General features: G+C 68.6%; 15 protein-coding genes. 10 read left to right on the top strand and 5 right to left on the bottom strand.

From position 1 onward, the window contains the following. Positions 1-51: 51 nt before the first annotated feature. Positions 52-1,239, bottom strand: a complete 1,188-nt coding sequence (gene nadA, locus OG737_RS07210; protein ID WP_266577638.1) for a quinolinate synthase NadA — start codon at positions 1,237-1,239, stop codon at positions 52-54. 294 nt (positions 1,240-1,533) lie between these two features. On the opposite strand from nadA, the gene erpA reads away from it, so the two are divergent. Next, positions 1,534-1,890 carry an iron-sulfur cluster insertion protein ErpA gene (erpA, locus tag OG737_RS07205; protein WP_030010511.1) on the top strand — a complete coding sequence of 119 codons (357 nt, stop codon included), beginning with the start codon at positions 1,534-1,536 and terminating at the stop codon, positions 1,888-1,890. Positions 1,891-1,970: 80 nt separating this feature from the next. Here erpA and OG737_RS07200 read toward each other — a convergent pair whose 3' ends face one another. After that, positions 1,971-3,398 carry a hypothetical protein gene (locus OG737_RS07200; protein WP_405921309.1) on the bottom strand — a complete coding sequence of 476 codons (1,428 nt, stop codon included), beginning with the start codon at positions 3,396-3,398 and terminating at the stop codon, positions 1,971-1,973. An 83-nt stretch (positions 3,399-3,481) separates the two neighbouring features. Then, on the bottom strand, positions 3,482-3,721 hold the full coding sequence (locus OG737_RS07195) for a hypothetical protein (RefSeq protein ID WP_328925298.1): 240 nt from the start codon (positions 3,719-3,721) through the stop codon (positions 3,482-3,484). A gap of 132 nt (positions 3,722-3,853) precedes the next feature. Between OG737_RS07195 and OG737_RS07190 the strand changes: the two genes are divergently transcribed. Next, positions 3,854-4,828, top strand: coding sequence for a carbohydrate kinase family protein (locus OG737_RS07190; protein ID WP_328925297.1), 975 nt, complete (start codon positions 3,854-3,856; stop codon positions 4,826-4,828). A gap of 235 nt (positions 4,829-5,063) precedes the next feature. Here the strand turns inward: OG737_RS07190 and OG737_RS07185 are convergent, their stop codons facing one another. Further along, a complete protein-coding gene (locus OG737_RS07185; protein ID WP_405921308.1) occupies positions 5,064-6,443 on the bottom strand; it encodes a cysteine desulfurase/sulfurtransferase TusA family protein in 1,380 nt (459 codons plus the stop codon). 361 nt (positions 6,444-6,804) lie between these two features. Here OG737_RS07185 and coxB point away from each other — a divergent pair, with 361 nt between their 5' ends. The 4 genes from coxB to OG737_RS07165 all read left to right on the top strand — a co-directional run bounded on the left by coxB (position 6,805) and on the right by OG737_RS07165 (position 11,277). Further along, entirely contained in the window at positions 6,805-7,776 is a 972-nt protein-coding gene (gene coxB, locus OG737_RS07180) for a cytochrome c oxidase subunit II (RefSeq protein WP_405921307.1), read from the top strand. Further along, positions 7,773-9,503, top strand: a complete 1,731-nt coding sequence (ctaD, locus tag OG737_RS07175) for a cytochrome c oxidase subunit I (RefSeq protein ID WP_405921306.1) — start codon at positions 7,773-7,775, stop codon at positions 9,501-9,503. The genes coxB and ctaD overlap by 4 nt, the downstream gene beginning before the upstream one ends. Beyond that, complete coding sequence (locus tag OG737_RS07170; RefSeq protein ID WP_328925293.1) at positions 9,500-9,898, top strand: cytochrome c oxidase subunit 4; 399 nt, start codon at positions 9,500-9,502, stop codon at positions 9,896-9,898. Before ctaD ends, OG737_RS07170 begins: the two co-directional genes overlap by 4 nt. A gap of 134 nt (positions 9,899-10,032) precedes the next feature. Beyond that, a complete protein-coding gene (locus OG737_RS07165; RefSeq protein ID WP_328925292.1) occupies positions 10,033-11,277 on the top strand; it encodes an Ig-like domain-containing protein in 1,245 nt (414 codons plus the stop codon). 87 nt (positions 11,278-11,364) lie between these two features. Here OG737_RS07165 and OG737_RS07160 read toward each other — a convergent pair whose 3' ends face one another. After that, a complete protein-coding gene (locus tag OG737_RS07160) occupies positions 11,365-11,769 on the bottom strand; it encodes a hypothetical protein (protein WP_215140598.1) in 405 nt (134 codons plus the stop codon). Between the two features lie 199 nt (positions 11,770-11,968). Between OG737_RS07160 and OG737_RS07155 the strand changes: the two genes are divergently transcribed. The 4 genes from OG737_RS07155 (at position 11,969) to OG737_RS07140 (ending at position 16,158) form a co-directional block, all read left to right on the top strand. Beyond that, positions 11,969-12,589 carry a heme-copper oxidase subunit III gene (locus OG737_RS07155; protein WP_328925291.1) on the top strand — a complete coding sequence of 207 codons (621 nt, stop codon included), beginning with the start codon at positions 11,969-11,971 and terminating at the stop codon, positions 12,587-12,589. 76 nt (positions 12,590-12,665) lie between these two features. Beyond that, positions 12,666-13,475: a c-type cytochrome gene (locus OG737_RS07150; RefSeq protein WP_328925290.1), complete on the top strand. Its 810-nt coding sequence runs from the start codon at positions 12,666-12,668 to the stop codon at positions 13,473-13,475. Then, positions 13,472-14,530: a Rieske 2Fe-2S domain-containing protein gene (locus OG737_RS07145; protein WP_328925289.1), complete on the top strand. Its 1,059-nt coding sequence runs from the start codon at positions 13,472-13,474 to the stop codon at positions 14,528-14,530. Before OG737_RS07150 ends, OG737_RS07145 begins: the two co-directional genes overlap by 4 nt. Continuing rightward, positions 14,527-16,158 carry a cytochrome bc complex cytochrome b subunit gene (locus OG737_RS07140; protein ID WP_328925288.1) on the top strand — a complete coding sequence of 544 codons (1,632 nt, stop codon included), beginning with the start codon at positions 14,527-14,529 and terminating at the stop codon, positions 16,156-16,158. The genes OG737_RS07145 and OG737_RS07140 overlap by 4 nt, the downstream gene beginning before the upstream one ends. The last annotated feature ends 35 nt before the right edge of the window (positions 16,159-16,193 follow it).

The following is a 16,193-nucleotide window of genomic DNA, read 5'->3' as shown; positions in this document are numbered from 1 at the left end:
CAACAGGACAGGGGCGCCCGGGACATCCCGGGCGCCCCTGTCCGCGTGCGGCTACGGCAGCGCGAGCATCCGCTCCAGCGCGAGCTTCGCGAAGCTCTCCGTCTCCTTGTCGACCTGGATCTGGTTGACGAGGTTCCCCTCGGCCAGGGACTCCAGGGTCCACACCAGGTGGGGGAGGTCGATGCGGTTCATCGTCGAGCAGAAGCAGACCGTCTTGTCGAGGAAGACGACCTCCTTGTCCTCCGCGGCGAAACGGTTCGCCAGGCGGCGGACCAGGTTCAGCTCGGTGCCGATGGCCCACTTGGAGCCGGCCGGGGCCGCCTCCAGCGCCTTGATGATGTACTCCGTCGAGCCGACGTAGTCCGCGGCCGCGACGACCTCGTGCTTGCACTCGGGGTGCACCAGGACGTTCACGCCGGGGATGCGGGCGCGGACGTCGTTGACCGAGTCGACCGAGAACCGCCCGTGGACCGAGCAGTGCCCGCGCCACAGGATCATCTTGGCGTTCCGCAGCTGCTCGGCGGTCAGGCCGCCGTTCGGCTTGTGCGGGTTGTAGAGCACGCAGTCGTCCAGGGACATGCCCATGTCGCGGACGGCGGTGTTGCGGCCCAGGTGCTGGTCCGGGAGGAAGAGCACCTTCTCGCCCTGCTCGAAGGCCCACTCCAGGGCCTTCTTCGCGTTGGACGACGTACAGATCGTGCCGCCGTGCTTGCCGGTGAAGGCCTTGATGTCGGCGGAGGAGTTCATGTACGAGACGGGGACCGTCGCACCGGCGACACCGGCCTCGGTCAGCACGTCCCAGCACTCCGCGACCTGCTCGGCGGTGGCCATGTCGGCCATCGAGCAGCCGGCGGCCAGGTCCGGCAGGACGACCTTCTGGTCGTCCGAGGTCAGGATGTCCGCGGACTCGGCCATGAAGTGCACGCCGCAGAAGACGATGTACTCGGCCTCCGGCTTGGCGGCCGCGTCCTTGGCCAGCTTGAAGGAGTCGCCGGTGACGTCGGCGAACTCGATGACCTCGTCACGCTGGTAGTGGTGGCCCAGGATGAAGACCTTGTCCCCGAGCTTCTCCTTGGCCGCGCGGGCACGCGCCACGAGGTCCGGGTCCGACGGCGAGGGAAGGTCGCCGGGGCACTCCACCCCGCGCTCGCTCTTGGGGTCGGCCTCACGGCCGAGCAGCAGCAGGGCAAGGGGCGTCGGCTGGACGTCCAAAGGCTGGGCGGTGGTCACGACACGCACCCTTTCTGTTCTGCGACAAGGGGGACTTCTGGAGGTATCGCTACGACTTCTCGTCTATTTGACGTTATCTATCATAACCTCTTCACGTCACTTTGACGATGCCGATAGTGTCAATGTGACGCATCAGCCCGTCGATGCGCCGGCCCGCCCGTCCCGCGGTGTGCGAGCATGAATATCTGAAACAAGCGTCGGGTCCCGGAATGAATCCGCGGTCCCGCTCGTTGCCACCGACGGCAAGAGTCCGACGTTTCCCTGCCTCCGGCGGGGAGCCGCCCACTTCGGGAGTGAATGCAGATGTCCGTACAGGACGACAAGACCACTGTGAGCGACGGCATCCTCCTGTCCGACGCCGCCGCCGAGAAGGTCAGGACCCTGCTGGAGCAGGAAGGCCGCGATGACCTGGCGCTGCGCGTCGCCGTCCAGCCCGGTGGCTGCTCCGGCCTGCGCTACCAGCTCTTCTTCGACGAGCGCTCCCTCGACGGCGACGTCGTGAAGGACTTCGACGGTGTGAAGGTCGTCACCGACCGGATGAGCTCCCCGTACCTGCACGGCGCCTCGATCGACTTCGTCGACACCATCGAGAAGCAGGGCTTCACGATCGACAACCCGAACGCCACCGGCTCCTGCGCCTGCGGCGACTCGTTCAGCTAAGCCGGCTCCACGCCGCACGACGAGGGCCCGCCTCCGGTCGCATCCGACCGGAGGCGGGCCCTCGCCGCATCTCCGCCGAGCTACTGCCGGGGAAGCGGCTTGCCCGTGGTGGCGTCGATCACCTTCCGGTCGCCCAGCGGCTGCTGGAGCGTCGCCGTCGCGGACATCTCCTGGGCGAGCATGATGCACGCCTGGCCGGGCTGGTTCGGGGTGTCCGTGATCTTCACCAGGACCGACGCGGCCTCCTCACGGGCCTCCAGGGCGTAGGTGCTGCACACGCTGCCCCAGAAGTTGACCGTCAGCTTCCGGTCGGCCTGCGCGTACGAGAATCCGGGCACCGTACGGCCGTTCTTCGGGCCGGGGGTGGTCTCCTGCGCGGCGGCCGGCTGGGCCACCGTGTGGCTGGGCGCGCCGCCCTGACCCGCCACCTCGAAGAGCCAGGCCGGGACCATACCGCGCGCCCCGTCCACCGTCCCGGGGGCCAGGCCGAGCACGGCGCCCTTGACCGTCTCCGTGCGCGGCGGCTTCATCGGCCGCGGCTCCGGGTTGCACGGCGGCGTGTCCGTGGGCCCCACCGGATTGTCCGGATCCAGCGGGACCGAGGTCGCGCAGCCGCTGGGGCCCGTGCCGGTGCCGTCCGAACCGCCCGACTTCGCGTTCAGCCGGGCCAGCGCCTCCACGGCGCCGACCACCTGCTGGTCGGCCGCCCGTACCGGGGCCTTCAGCTCGCCGCTGCCCGCCACCACCGACGCGTCGGCGGCCACGCTCACCTTGGTGGACCACCCCTGGGTGGGGAGCCCGCCGATCACCGGGTCCGCGGTCACCACCCTCACCGCGTCCTGGGTGAGCCGGGCGTCGAGCTTCGCCCCCTCCTGGCCGACGGCGGCCAGCACCGGGCTCGCGGCGGCCTTGGCGGCCTCCTCGGACACCGGCTTGCCGGAAGCCGCGTTCCCCGCGTCCTTCGGCAGGGTGGCGGGGCCGCAGGTGTCCTTGCCGCGCTTGCAGTCGTCCCCGGCGCCGTTGCCCTGCACCTGGAAGCGGTTGAAGTTCCAGGTCCCCGGTGCCGTACGGGTCACCGTGAGCCGGGGCCCGGAGCCGTCGGCGGCCTCCCCGGCCACCCAGACGTCCCCGTTCAGCTGCGGCGCGCCCGTGATCCCCAGGGCCGCTGCGAGGCGGGCCACCTCGGCGGAGGTGACCTCGCCCGACGCGGTGTAGCCGGGTGCGGACGCCGGCGCCTCCGGAAGCGGGACGTCGGCCCGGTAGACCACACCGCCACCGGACGGGTCGGGCTCCCCGGGCGCGATGCCGGGCCCCGTGGGACTGCCCGCGTCGCGGGGCGCCGAGGCCGCGCTGCTCTTCGTACGGTCGCCCGAGGCGTCCCCGTGCGCGGTGGACGCCCAGTACGCGGTACCGCCGCCGGTCAGCAGGACGGCGGCCGCGATCGAGCCGATGGCCCAGGACGGCCGCCGTCGTGTGCCGCCTGATGTGCCGGGTTCTTCGCTGGTCACCGCATCGCTCCTTCACCTGTTCCGTCCTGCCTGATGCGGGTGTGACGGAACAGACGCGCAACCGGTTCCCTTGTCCGGCTCCCTTACTGGTCCCCGTACGCGGCGGTGGCGGCGATCAGCCGCGCCGAGGCCGGCGGGACGCTGATCCCGTGGATCTGCGAGGGCGCCACGCGGACCGGGCGCGGGCCCGCCGGGACCGCCCAGTGCGGGGCCATCCGGGCACAGTCGCCCAGCAGGCGTGCGAAGCCGGGCCGCCGAGGGCCTTCCGCGACGCGCGCGTCGGAGGTGTACTCGGAGTAGCCGTAGTCGTCGGTATAGGTCATGAAGGCACCGTAGGCACCGTGCCTCTCGTGAAGAAAGAGCTACTACGGGGTAGTTTCAGCCGTTCGGCCCGGGGCCCTGGACCGGGTAGTTTTGACTGTCCCCTTGCCGTCCTCCGCAGGAGCGTCCACGCCGTGCGCATCGCAGTCACCGGCTCCATCGCCACCGACCACCTCATGACCTTCCCCGGCCGATTCGCCGACCAGCTGGTCGCGGACCAGCTGCACACGGTCTCCCTCTCCTTCCTCGTCGACAACCTCGACGTCCGGCGGGGCGGTGTCGGCCCGAACATCTGCTTCGGAATGGGGCAGCTCGGCAGCCGCCCGGTCCTGGTCGGGGCCGCCGGCTCCGACTTCGACGAGTACCGCGCCTGGCTGGACCGGCACGGCGTCGACACCGAGTCCGTCCGGATCTCCGAGGTCCTGCACACCGCGCGCTTCGTGTGCACCACGGACTCCGACCACAACCAGATCGGCTCCTTCTACACGGGCGCGATGAGCGAGGCCCGCCTGATCGAGCTGAAGTCCGTCGCCGACCGCGTGGGCGGGCTGGACCTGGTCCTGATCGGCGCGGACGACCCCGAGGCGATGCTGCGCCACACGGAGGAGTGCCGCACGCGCGGGATCCCCTTCGCCGCCGACTTCTCGCAGCAGATCGCCCGGATGGACGGCGACAACATCCGCACCCTGATGGAGGGCGCGACGTACCTCTTCTCGAACGAGTACGAGAAGGGCCTCATCGAGTCGAAGTCGGGCTGGACGGACGCGGAGATCCTCGCGAAGGTCGGCACGCGGGTGACCACGCTGGGCTCGCAGGGCGTGCGGATCGAGCGCGCGGGCGAGGACCCGATCGAGGTCGGCTGCCCCGAGGAGAACGCGAAGGTCGACCCGACGGGTGTCGGCGACGCGTTCCGTGCCGGGTTCCTGACCGGGCTGAGCTGGGGCGTCGGCCTGGAGCGCGCCGCCCAGCTGGGCTGCATGCTCGCGACGCTGGTCATCGAGACGCTCGGCACCCAGGAGTACACCCTGGCCCGGGCCCACTTCATGGAGCGCTTCACCAAGGCCTACGGCGACGAGGCGGCGGCGGAGGTCCGCGCCCACCTGTCCTAGGCGCCGCCGTGCCCGGGCGGCGGGGCCCACCCCCGCCGCCCCCGCGGCTCCGCCGCACCGTCCGGCCCCGCCGATATGTGAGCCCCGGGCCCGCCCCAGCCCCACCGGGTCCGAGCCCGGACCGACCGGGTCCGAGCCCGGACCGACCGGGTCCGAGCCCGGACCGACCGGGTCCGAGCCCGGACCGACCGGGTCCGAGCCCGGACCGACCGGGTCCGAGTCCGGGCCGACGGGGTCAGACGGTTCGGCGGACCCGGTACGCCACGCCCCCCGGGACAGGGGCCTCGCCCAGGTAGGCGTGCCCGCGCATCCCGCACCACGCCGGGATGTCCAGCCGGGCCACCTCGTCGTCCGACAGGACGGTCACCGTGCCGCCCACCGGCACCCGCCCGATGGCGCGGGCCAGCTCGATCACCGGCTGCGGGCAGCGCAGCCCGAGCGCGTCGACCTCGACCGCGTCGGCCTCCGGGGCCGCCGGCTCGGGGGCCGTCACCCCCAGCCGGTCCCGTACCCCCGCCACCGCACCCGGCAGCACCTCCAGGAACGCGTTCACCTCCTCCGCGGACGTCCCCGGCGGCAGCGAGACCCGTACGTTCCCCTCTGACAGCACCCCCATCGCCCGGAGCACATGACTCGGGGTCAGCGTGGAGCTGGTGCAGGACGAGCCCGAATTGACCGAGAAGCCCGCCTGGTCCAGTTCGTGGAGCAGGACCTCCCCGTCGACGTACAGGCAGGAGAAGGTGACCAGATGCGGAAGCCTGCGGTCCGGGTCGCCCACCACGTCCACGTCCGGGACGAGCCGGACCACCCGGCGCCGGATCCGGTCCACCAGGATCCGCAGCCGGGCCGCCTCCGCGTCGGCTTCGGCCCGTACGGCACGCAAGGACGCCGCGGCCGCCACGATCGCGGGGAGGTTCGCGAAGCCGGGGGAGCGGCCCGACTCCCGTTCGTCCGTGGGGCCTTGGGGCGAGAAGCGGACCCCCTTGCGCACTGCCAGCAGGCCGACCCCCGGCGGGCCGCCCCACTTGTGCGCGCTCGCCGCCAGGACGGACCAGGCGCCTTCCACCGGCCCCCAGCCCAGCGACTGCGCCGCGTCCACCAGCAGCGGTACCCCCGCTTCCGCGCAGACCTCGGCGACCTCCGCCACCGGCTGGACCGTGCCCACCTCGTGGTTGGCGGACTGGAGGCAGGCCAGCGCGGTCGACGCCCCCACGGCCTCGCGGTAACCCGCCGCCGTCACGGCGCCCGTACGGTCCACCTGAACCTCGGTCACCGTCCCGCCGCGCGCCTCGTGCGCCTCCGCCGCGTGGAGTACAGAACTGTGTTCGACCGCTGATACGACCAGATGCCCGCCGATCCGCCGACGGCCCGCGAGGACCCCCGCCACCCCCGTGTGAACCGCGTGCGTCCCCGAAGGAGTGAACACGAGCTCGTCGGCCCGGCATCCCACCGCCTCCGCGGCCGCCTCCCGCGCCGCGTCCAGCAGCAGCCGGGCCCTCCTGCCCTCCCGGTACAGCCGGGCCGGATCGGCCCAGCCCTCGTCGAGGGAGGCCTGCAACGCCTGCCGGGCCACGGGGTGCAGGGGAGCGGCGGACGCGCTGTCGAAGTACGGCATCCGGTCACGGTAAGGCAGGGGCTCGGCCGGGGGTCCTCCGGACGGGTCCGGGGGAGCGCTGTTGAGGGGTGGCGGCCGGGAGACGGGCGGGACGGAGCCCGGACGCGTACGAGGTCAGGGGGCGTCAGATGTGCCCCGGAGCCCACCATTCACGGCCATTCGCGCCGTCCCCCGTACGGCGGATCCATCCCTTCGGGGGCAGTAGCGGCGCGTTGGGCACCCTCCCCGCGCGACCCCAAATAGCGTCCAGTAGGGTTTGGTCCGCATAAACATCCAAACCCCTGCCTGCGTCAGGGCCGGCGACCGACCCGAACACGGCCGCGGCCGGCCGCGCGGGCCGAGACTCTCGGGAAGGCGCTACGTGAGTCCCTACGGCTCCGACCGCTCGCCGCGGCGCCCGATGCGGCGGAAGCTGCTCCAGGCGCTGACTGCGGGCGCGGTCCTGGCGACCGCCACTGGTTGCTCGTACAACTGGCAAGACTTCCCCCGCCTCGGAATGCCCTATCCGGTCACGGAGGAGGCGCCTCGCATCCTGTCCCTGTGGCAGGGGTCGTGGGCAGCTGCTCTCATCACGGGCATCCTGGTCTGGGGCCTGATCATCTGGAGCATCATCTTCCACCGGCGCAGCCGGACGAAGGTGGAGGTTCCCCCGCAGACCCGGTACAACATGCCCATCGAGGCGCTGTACACCGTGGTCCCGCTCATCATCGTCTCGGTGCTCTTCTACTTCACCGCGCGTGACGAGTCGAAGCTGCTCGCGCTCACCAAGCCGGCGCACACGATCAACGTGGTCGGCTTCCAGTGGAGCTGGGGCTTCAACTACGTCGAGAACGTCGACGGCGACGGTGCGACCCCGAAGGCGGGCGAGGTTCCCAAGGCGCTCGCCAACATCCCGGACCGTTTCACCAAGGACTTCCCGCTGGGCGCCGAAGGCGTCTACGAGAAGGGCGTCCCGGGCGACCAGAACCCGCAGACGGGCAACCCGGGGCCGACCCTGTGGCTGCCCAAGGGCGAGAAGGTCCGCTTCATCCTGTCGTCGAACGACGTCATCCACTCCTTCTGGGTGGTCCCGTTCCTCTTCAAGCAGGACGTCATCCCGGGCCACACCAATGTCTTCGAGGTCATTCCTTCGCAAGAGGGTGTCTTCATGGGCAAGTGCGCCGAGCTCTGCGGTGTCGACCACTCCCGGATGCTCTTCAACGTCAACGTCGTCTCGCCCGAGGAATACCGGGCGCACCTCAAGGAACTGGCCGAGAAGGGGCAGACCGGCTTCCTCCCGGCCGGCATCAAGCAGACTGACCCGGCCCGGAATGCGGAGACGAACAAACTGTGAGCATCCTCAACGAATCTCAGGGTGCCGCCGCCGACTCGTATGAGAACGAGCTGCCGGTACGGCGCAAGCAGCCGGGCAATGTCGTCGTGAAGTGGCTTACCACTACCGACCACAAGACCATCGGCACGATGTACCTGGTCACTTCGTTCGTGTTCTTCCTCATCGGCGGCATCCTGGCGCTCTTCATGCGCGCCGAGCTGGCCCGTCCGGGCACGCAGATCATGTCGAACGAGCAGTTCAACCAGGCGTTCACGATGCACGGCACGATCATGCTGCTGATGTTCGCGACGCCGCTCTTCGCCGGATTCGCCAACTGGATCATGCCGCTGCAGATCGGCGCGCCCGACGTGGCGTTCCCGCGGCTGAACATGTTCGCGTACTGGCTGTACCTCTTCGGCTCGACCATCGCGGTGGCCGGCTTCGTCACGCCGAACGGCGCCGCCGACTTCGGCTGGTTCGCCTACTCCCCGCTGTCGGACGCGGTCCGCTCGCCGGGCATCGGCGCCGACATGTGGATCATGGGTCTGGCCTTCTCCGGCTTCGGCACGATCCTCGGCTCGGTCAACTTCATCACCACGATCATCTGCATGCGCGCGCCCGGCATGACGATGTTCCGCATGCCGATCTTCACCTGGAACGTGCTGCTGACCGGTGTCCTGGTCCTGCTCGCCTTCCCGGTGCTGGCCGCCGCGCTCTTCGCGCTGGAGGCCGACCGCAAGTTCGGTGCGCATGTGTTCGACGCCTCGAACGGCGGGGCATTGCTGTGGCAACACCTCTTCTGGTTCTTCGGACACCCAGAGGTGTACATCATCGCGCTGCCATTCTTCGGAATCGTTTCAGAGATCATCCCGGTCTTCTCGCGCAAGCCGATGTTCGGTTACATCGGCCTGATCGCCGCGACGATCGCGATCGCCGGCCTCTCCGTGACCGTGTGGGCCCACCACATGTACGTCACGGGCGGTGTGCTGCTGCCGTTCTTCTCCTTCATGACCTTCCTGATCGCGGTACCGACCGGTGTGAAGTTCTTCAACTGGATCGGCACCATGTGGAAGGGCTCGCTGTCCTTCGAGACCCCGATGCTCTGGACGATCGGCTTCCTGGTCACCTTCACCTTCGGTGGTCTGACCGGCGTCATCCTGGCCTCGCCCCCGATGGACTTCCACGTTTCCGACTCGTACTTCGTCGTCGCACACTTCCACTACGTCGTCTTCGGCACCGTGGTGTTCGCGATGTTCGCCGGCTTCCACTTCTGGTGGCCGAAGTTCACGGGCAAGATGCTGGACGAGCGCCTCGGCAAGGTCACCTTCTGGACGCTGTTCATCGGCTTCCACGGCACGTTCCTGGTGCAGCACTGGCTGGGTGCCGAGGGCATGCCGCGTCGTTACGCGGACTACCTCGCCGCCGACGGCTTCACCACCCTGAACACGATCTCGACGATCAGCTCGTTCCTGCTGGGCCTGTCGATCCTGCCGTTCATGTACAACGTCTGGAAGACGGCGAAGTACGGCAAGAAGATCGAGGTCGACGACCCGTGGGGCTACGGCCGTTCGCTCGAGTGGGCGACGTCCTGCCCGCCGCCGCGGCACAACTTCCTCACCCTGCCGCGGATCCGCTCCGAGTCCCCGGCGTTCGACCTGCACCACCCGGAGATCGCGGCCCTCGACCACCTCGAGGACCACAGCGCGGCCGCCGCGGCCGTCACCGGTGGCAAGGAGGCCGGCAAGTGAAGATCCAGGGCAAGCTGTTCCTTTGGCTCTCGGCCTTCATCCTGATCATGGCCGTCGTGTACGGCGTGTGGTCGAAGGAGCCCGTCGGCACCACCGCGCTCTTCCTGGCCTTCGGCCTGAGCGTCATGATCGGCTACTACCTGGCCTTCACGGCCAAGCGCGTGGACGAGATGGCCCAGGACAACCTGGAGGCCGACGTCGCCGACGAGGCGGGCGAGCTGGGGTTCTTCGCCCCGCACAGCTGGCAGCCGCTCTCGCTGGGCATCGGCGGTGCGCTCGCGTTCATGGGTGTCATCTTCGGCTGGTGGCTCATGTACTTCTCGGCCCCGATCATCGTGATCGGCCTGTGGGGCTGGGTGTACGAGTACTACCGCGGTGAGAACCAGAACCAGTAGTACCGAAAGCGCCGGTCGCAGGACCGGTATCAGCGCTGAACCTGGGGCCCGGACACCTCTTCGGAGGAGTCCGGGCCCCTCGTTTGCAGTCACCCCGCGCGCCGTATTTGTCATATCTTCATAGCGTTGGCCCCATGAAGCACTCACCGCGTCTTTGGACGGTACTCAGCTGCTCCCTGCTGGTCGCGTCCCTCGGGGCCGGCGCCACCGCATGCGGGTCCGACGACAACCCGCTGTCAGCCCGCCCGTACGACGCGGGCGATCAAGTCGCCTTCAACCAGGCGGCCGGCGGTCGCCCCGTGGACCCCGACAAGCCCCTCGAAGTCACTACGAAGGGGGGTGAGGCACGCATCACCGACGTCACGGTCGTGGACACCCACGGCCGCCGCCTGGCGGGCGAACTCTCCGCCAAGGGCGACCGCTGGCACAACACGGTCTCGATGTCCGCCGGTGTCCGCTACACGGTCACCGTCAGCACCGAGAACGCGAAGGGCGCCCCAGGGCAGCGCACGATCTCCTTCGACACCACCCCGGCCAAAGGTGTCCTGCAGGTCGAATTCGGCCCGGACGCGGGCAAGTACGGCGTCGGGCAGCCCCTCACGGCCGAACTCAGCGAACCCGTCAAGGACAAGGCCGCCCGCGCGGTCGTCGAGCGGGGCCTGCTCGTCAGCGCCCCCGCGGGCGTCGAGGGCGCCTGGTACTGGGTCGACGACAAGAAGCTCCACTACCGGCCCAAGGAGTACTGGCCCGCCAACACCGAGGTCTCCGTACGGAGCAACCTGGAGGGCGTCAAGATCTCCGACCACCTCTACGGGGCCGCGGCCAAGCCGCTGAAGCTGGAGATCGGCGACCGCGTCGAGGTCACCACGGACGCCTCCTCGCACTACCTCACGTTCAAGCGCAACGGAGAAGTGATCAACACCATTCCGGTGACCACCGGAAAGCCCGGCTTCTCCACCCGCAACGGGGTCAAGGTGGTACTCGGCAAGCAGTACTTCGTCCAGATGCGCGGCGACACCGTCGGCATCGGCGGCAGCGAGTACTACAACCTGCCCGTTTACTACGCCACTCGCGTCACCTGGAGTGGTGAATACGTCCACGCCGCGCCGTGGTCCGTCGGCTCCCAGGGCTACGAGAACGTCAGCCACGGCTGCACCGGCATGAGCACCGGCAACGCCGCCTGGTTCTACGAGAACATCACCGAGGGCGACATCGTCAAGGTGATCAACAGCATCGGCGACGACATGGACACCTTCGGCAACGGCTACGGCGACTGGAACATGGACTGGAAGGAATGGCGCGAGGGCAGCGCCCTCCTCAAGGGCACCCAGGAAGGCCGCAGCACCATCGACCAGGCCCGCCTGCGCCCCACCGTCTGAGAGCCGGGGCCCGCCGCGGGCCTGCGGGAAACCCCGTAGGCCCGCGAACGCCCTGTCAGGCGGCCGTGAGGCGGCTGGAAGCGGCCGTCAGGCGGCCGAGGACGACAGGCGGGAGCGCAGGAGGGCCGCCAGGGCGTCCGCGAACTCCACCGGGTCCACCGGAAGGGTCACGGCGGCGTCCGCGCGGCTCCAGGTGGCCAGCCAGGCGTCCTGGGGGCGCCCCATCAACAGCAGCACCGGGGGACACCGGAAGATCTCGTCCTTGATCTGCCGGCACACGCCCATGCCGCCGGCCGGAACCGCCTCGCCGTCGAGCACGCACACGTCGATGCCGCCCGCGTCCAGCTCCGTCAGCACCGCCGGCAGCGTCGCGCACTCCAGGAACTCCACCGGCGGCAGGTCCGCGGCCGGCCTGCGCCCGGCCGCCAGCCGCACCTGCTCCCGGGTGCCCGCGTCGTCGCTGTAGACCAGAACCCGCGCAGTCGCCCGCATTTCGTTCCTCCACATGTCACGTGAATCACGTTGATGTTGCGCGGGATGCTACTCCTCCCGATGCGTTGTCAACATCGGTTCGCACGGCCTCGTACGAGACGTTCATGGGGACATCTGATGGGCCGTTCGGGCCTTGCACACGCCCCGGACACTCCGAACGGCACCCCCCGGGGTGAGGGCGGGATAAGCGACCGACATAATGTCGGTCGTGGCGACAGCAACGACAGTAGATACCGGGCACGCGCACCCGACGGTCAACCGGCCGAACCTCGTCAGCGTCGGAACCATCATCTGGTTGAGTTCCGAGCTGATGTTCTTCGCGGCCCTCTTCGCGATGTACTTCACCCTGCGATCCGTGACAGGCCCCGAGTACTGGACAGAACAGGCTGACTTCCTGAATCTGCCCTTCTCGGCGACGAACACGACGATCCTGGTGCTCTCCTCGCTCACCTGCCAGCTCGGCGTATTCGCCGCCGAGCGCGGTGACGTGAAGAAGCTCAGGACGTGGTTCATCATCACGTTCGTCATGGGTGCGATCTTCATTGGCGGCCAGGTGTTCGAGTACACCGAGCTGGTCACGCACGAGGGCCTGAGCCTCTCGTCCGGACCGTACGGCTCGGTGTTCTACCTGACCACCGGCTTCCACGGTCTGCACGTGACGGGCGGTCTCATCGCCTTCCTGCTGGTCCTCGGCCGGACGTACGCGGCCAAGAGGTTCACCCACGAACAGGCCACGTCGGCCATCGTCGTGTCCTACTACTGGCACTTCGTCGATGTCGTCTGGATCGGCCTCTTCGCGACGATCTACCTGATCAAGTAGCGAACACGTCACCGGGCCCGACCCGGCACTCCATCCAGAAACACCGACGCAGAAGATCCTGACACCGGGGTAATCCGTGAAAAAGCTCTCCGCACGACGACGCCATCCGCTGGCGGCGGTCGTCGTTCTACTCCTCGCGCTGGCGGCCACTGGGGGGCTGTACGCCGCCTTCGCCCCCGCGGGCAAGGCGCAGGCCGATGAAACCGCCCAGTCCCTCGCCATCGAGGAGGGCGCCAAGCTCTACGCCGTGGGTTGCGCAAGCTGCCACGGAACCGGCGGTCAGGGTTCCACTGACGGCCCCAGCCTGGTCGGCGTCGGCTCCGCAGCCGTCGACTTCCAGGTGAGCACGGGCCGCATGCCCGCCCAGCAGCCCGGCGCCCAGGTGCCGAAGAAGCCGGTCGTCTACACCCAGGCGCAGATCGACCAGCTGGCCGCGTACATCGCGTCCCTCGGTGCCGGCCCGATCGTGCCGACCGAGAAGCAGTACGACCCGGCGGGTGCCGACATCGCCAACGGTGGTGAACTGTTCCGCAACAACTGCGCGCAGTGCCACAACTTCACCGGCGAGGGCGGCGCGCTGACGAACGGCAAGTACGCCCCCAACCTTGAGGGCGTCGAGCCGAAGCACGTCTACGAGGCCATGCTCACCGGCCCGCAGAACATGCCCTCCTTCCCGGACAGCACCATGCCGGAGAAGCAGAAGAAGGACATCATCGCGTACATCCAGAACGTGAACGGCGAGAAGTCGGTCAGCCCTGGCGGCCTGAAGCTCGGTGGCCTCGGCCCCGTCTCCGAGGGTCTGTTCGGCTGGATCTTCGGTCTGGGTGCGCTGATCGCTGTCGCCGTCTGGGTCGCGGCCCACACCGCTAAGGCCAAGAAGTCATGAGTAGCCAAGAGATTCCCGAAGAGAAGCACCTGCCGAGCGAGCAGGGCGACGCGCACCACGGTGCCGTAGCGGTCGCGGACGATCCGTTCGCCGACCCGGGCCTTCCGGTCCACAAGCCGCGCATCCAGGACATCGACGAGCGGGCGGCGAGGCACTCCGAGCGCACCGTCGCGATGCTGTTCACGGTGTCGATGCTGGCCACGGTGGCGTTCATCGCCTCCTACGTGGTCATCCCGGTCAGCAAGATCGTGTACATCTTCCCCATCGGGAAGGTGAGCGCGCTCAACTTCGCCCTGGGCATGACCCTGGGCACGGCCCTCTTCTGCATCGGCGCGGGCGCGGTCCACTGGGCCCGCACCCTGATGTCCGACGTCGAGGTGGCCGACGACCGCCACCCGATCGCCGCTTCGCCGGAGGTCAAGGCGAAGGTCATGCAGGACTTCGCGGACGGCGCGAACGAGTCCGGCATCGGCCGGCGTCCGCTGATCCGCAACACGATGCTGGGCGCGCTGGCCGTGCTGCCGCTGTCCGCCGTCATGCTCCTGCGTGACACCGGTCCGCTGCCCGAGGAAAAGCTGCGCAAGACGCTGTGGGCCAAGGGCAAGCTGCTCATCAACCAGAACACGATGGAGCCGCTGCGTCCCGAGGACGTGGCCGTCGGTTCGCTGACCTTCGCCATGCCGGAAGGCCTGGAGGAGGAGCAGCACGACTTCCAGGTCCAGATCGCCAAGGCCGCCCTGATGATCGTCCGCATCAAGCCGGAGGACATCAAGGACAAGCAGGAGCTGGAGTGGTCCCACGAGGGCATCGTGGCCTACTCCAAGATCTGCACCCACGTCGGCTGCCCGATCAGCCTGTACGAGCAGCAGACGCACCACGTGCTCTGCCCGTGCCACCAGTCCACCTTCGACCTCTCCGACGGCGCCCGAGTCATCTTCGGCCCGGCCGGTCACGCGCTTCCGCAGCTGCGGATCGGTGTGAATGACGAAGGCTTCCTCGAAGCGCTCGGCGACTTCGAAGAGCCCGTCGGTCCTGCCTTCTGGGAGCGCGGATGAGCACTGCCACTGAGTCCAAGACGGCGCGCAAAGCGCCCGCCGGCGAGCGCGTAGCGGACTGGGCGGACGGCCGCCTGGGCATCTACAGCCTGGCCAAGTCCAACATGCGCAAGATCTTCCCGGACCACTGGTCCTTCATGCTGGGTGAGATCTGCCTCTACAGCTTCATCATCATCATCCTCACGGGTGTGTACCTGACGCTGTTCTTCCACCCGAGCATGAACGAGGTCGTGTACCACGGCTCGTACGTGCCGATGCAGGGCGTCCTGATGTCCGAGGCCTTCGCCTCGACACTGGACATCAGCTTCGACGTCCGCGGTGGTCTGCTCATCCGGCAGATCCACCACTGGGCCGCGCTGATCTTCGTCGCGGGCATGGTCGTGCACATGATGCGCGTCTTCTTCACCGGCGCGTTCCGCAAGCCGCGTGAGGTCAACTGGATCTTCGGCTTCCTGCTGCTGGTCCTCGGCATGTTCACCGGTTTCACCGGTTACTCGCTGCCGGACGACCTGCTGTCGGGTACCGGTGTCCGCTTCATGGAGGGCGCGATCCTGTCCGTGCCGGTCATCGGCACGTACCTGTCGTTCTTCCTCTTCGGCGGAGAGTTCCCGGGCGGCGACTTCGTCGCGCGGTTCTACTCGATCCACATCCTGCTGCTGCCCGGCATCATGATGGGCCTGCTGGTGGCCCACCTGATCCTGGTCTTCTACCACAAGCACACCCAGTTCGCGGGTCCCGGCAAGACGAACGACAACGTCGTCGGCATGCCGCTGCTGCCGGTCTACATGGCCAAGGCCGGAGGCTTCTTCTTCCTGGTCTTCGGCGTCATCGCGGCCATCGCGGCGATCGCCTCGATCAACCCGATCTGGGCGCTCGGCCCGTACCGCCCGGACCACGTGTCCACCGGTGCGCAGCCCGACTGGTACATGGGTATGCCGGAAGGCCTGATCCGAGCCATGCCCGGCTGGGAGATCAACCTGTGGGGCCACACGCTCGTCCTGGGCGTGTTCATCCCGCTGCTGCTCTTCCCGCTGGTGCTGGGCTCGATCGCCGCCTGGCCGTTCATCGAGTCCTGGGTCACCGGGGACAAGCGCGAGCACCACATCCTGGACCGCCCGCGCAACGTCCCGAGCCGTACGGGCTTCGGTGTCGCCTGGATCGCGGAGTACATCGTGCTCCTGATCGGCGGTGGAAACGACATGTTCGCGCAGTACTTCCACCTCTCGATCAACTCGATCACCTGGTTCGTCCGGATCGGCTTCTTCGTCGTCCCGGTCCTCGCCTTCATCGCCACCAAGCGGATCTGCCTCGGCCTCCAGCGCCGGGACCGGGACAAGGTGCTGCACGGTCGCGAGACCGGCATCATCAAGCGCCTGCCGCACGGTGAGTTCGTCGAGGTCCACGAGCCGCTCCCGCAGGGCAAGCTGCACACGCTCACCTCGTACACCACGTACGAGCCGATCGAGATCGGCCCGACGGTCGACGAGAACGGTGTCGAGCGCAAGGTGAAGCTCGGCGAGAAGCTGCGCGCGAAGCTCAGCAAGGGCTTCTACGCCGAGGGCAACCAGATTCCGAAGCCCACGGTGGAGGAGTACAAGGAGATCCAGAGCGGCCACGGCCACCACTGATCTCCCGTACGACCGCTTGACCGCATGAGGGACTG

The organism is Streptomyces sp. NBC_00122 (genome assembly GCF_045160845.1).
Classification (GTDB): domain Bacteria; phylum Actinomycetota; class Actinomycetes; order Streptomycetales; family Streptomycetaceae; genus Streptomyces.
The sequence above is the reverse complement of the archived record's forward strand: the minus strand, read 5'-3'. Positions and strand labels throughout refer to the sequence as shown.

Excerpts from the sequence above, each read along its gene's own strand:
- OG737_RS07195 (WP_328925298.1), bottom strand. The coding sequence starts at position 3,721 with ATGACCTATACCGACGACTACGGCTACTCCGAGTACACCTCCGACGCG.
- OG737_RS07145 (WP_328925289.1), top strand. The coding sequence starts at position 13,472 with ATGAGTAGCCAAGAGATTCCCGAAGAGAAGCACCTGCCGAGCGAGCAG.
- erpA (WP_030010511.1), top strand. The coding sequence starts at position 1,534 with ATGTCCGTACAGGACGACAAGACCACTGTGAGCGACGGCATCCTCCTG.
- OG737_RS07165 (WP_328925292.1), top strand. The coding sequence starts at position 10,033 with ATGAAGCACTCACCGCGTCTTTGGACGGTACTCAGCTGCTCCCTGCTG.
- OG737_RS07160 (WP_215140598.1), bottom strand. The coding sequence starts at position 11,769 with ATGCGGGCGACTGCGCGGGTTCTGGTCTACAGCGACGACGCGGGCACC.
- OG737_RS07155 (WP_328925291.1), top strand. The coding sequence starts at position 11,969 with ATGTCGGTCGTGGCGACAGCAACGACAGTAGATACCGGGCACGCGCAC.
- OG737_RS07185 (WP_405921308.1), bottom strand. The coding sequence starts at position 6,443 with ATGCCGTACTTCGACAGCGCGTCCGCCGCTCCCCTGCACCCCGTGGCC.
- OG737_RS07140 (WP_328925288.1), top strand. The coding sequence starts at position 14,527 with ATGAGCACTGCCACTGAGTCCAAGACGGCGCGCAAAGCGCCCGCCGGC.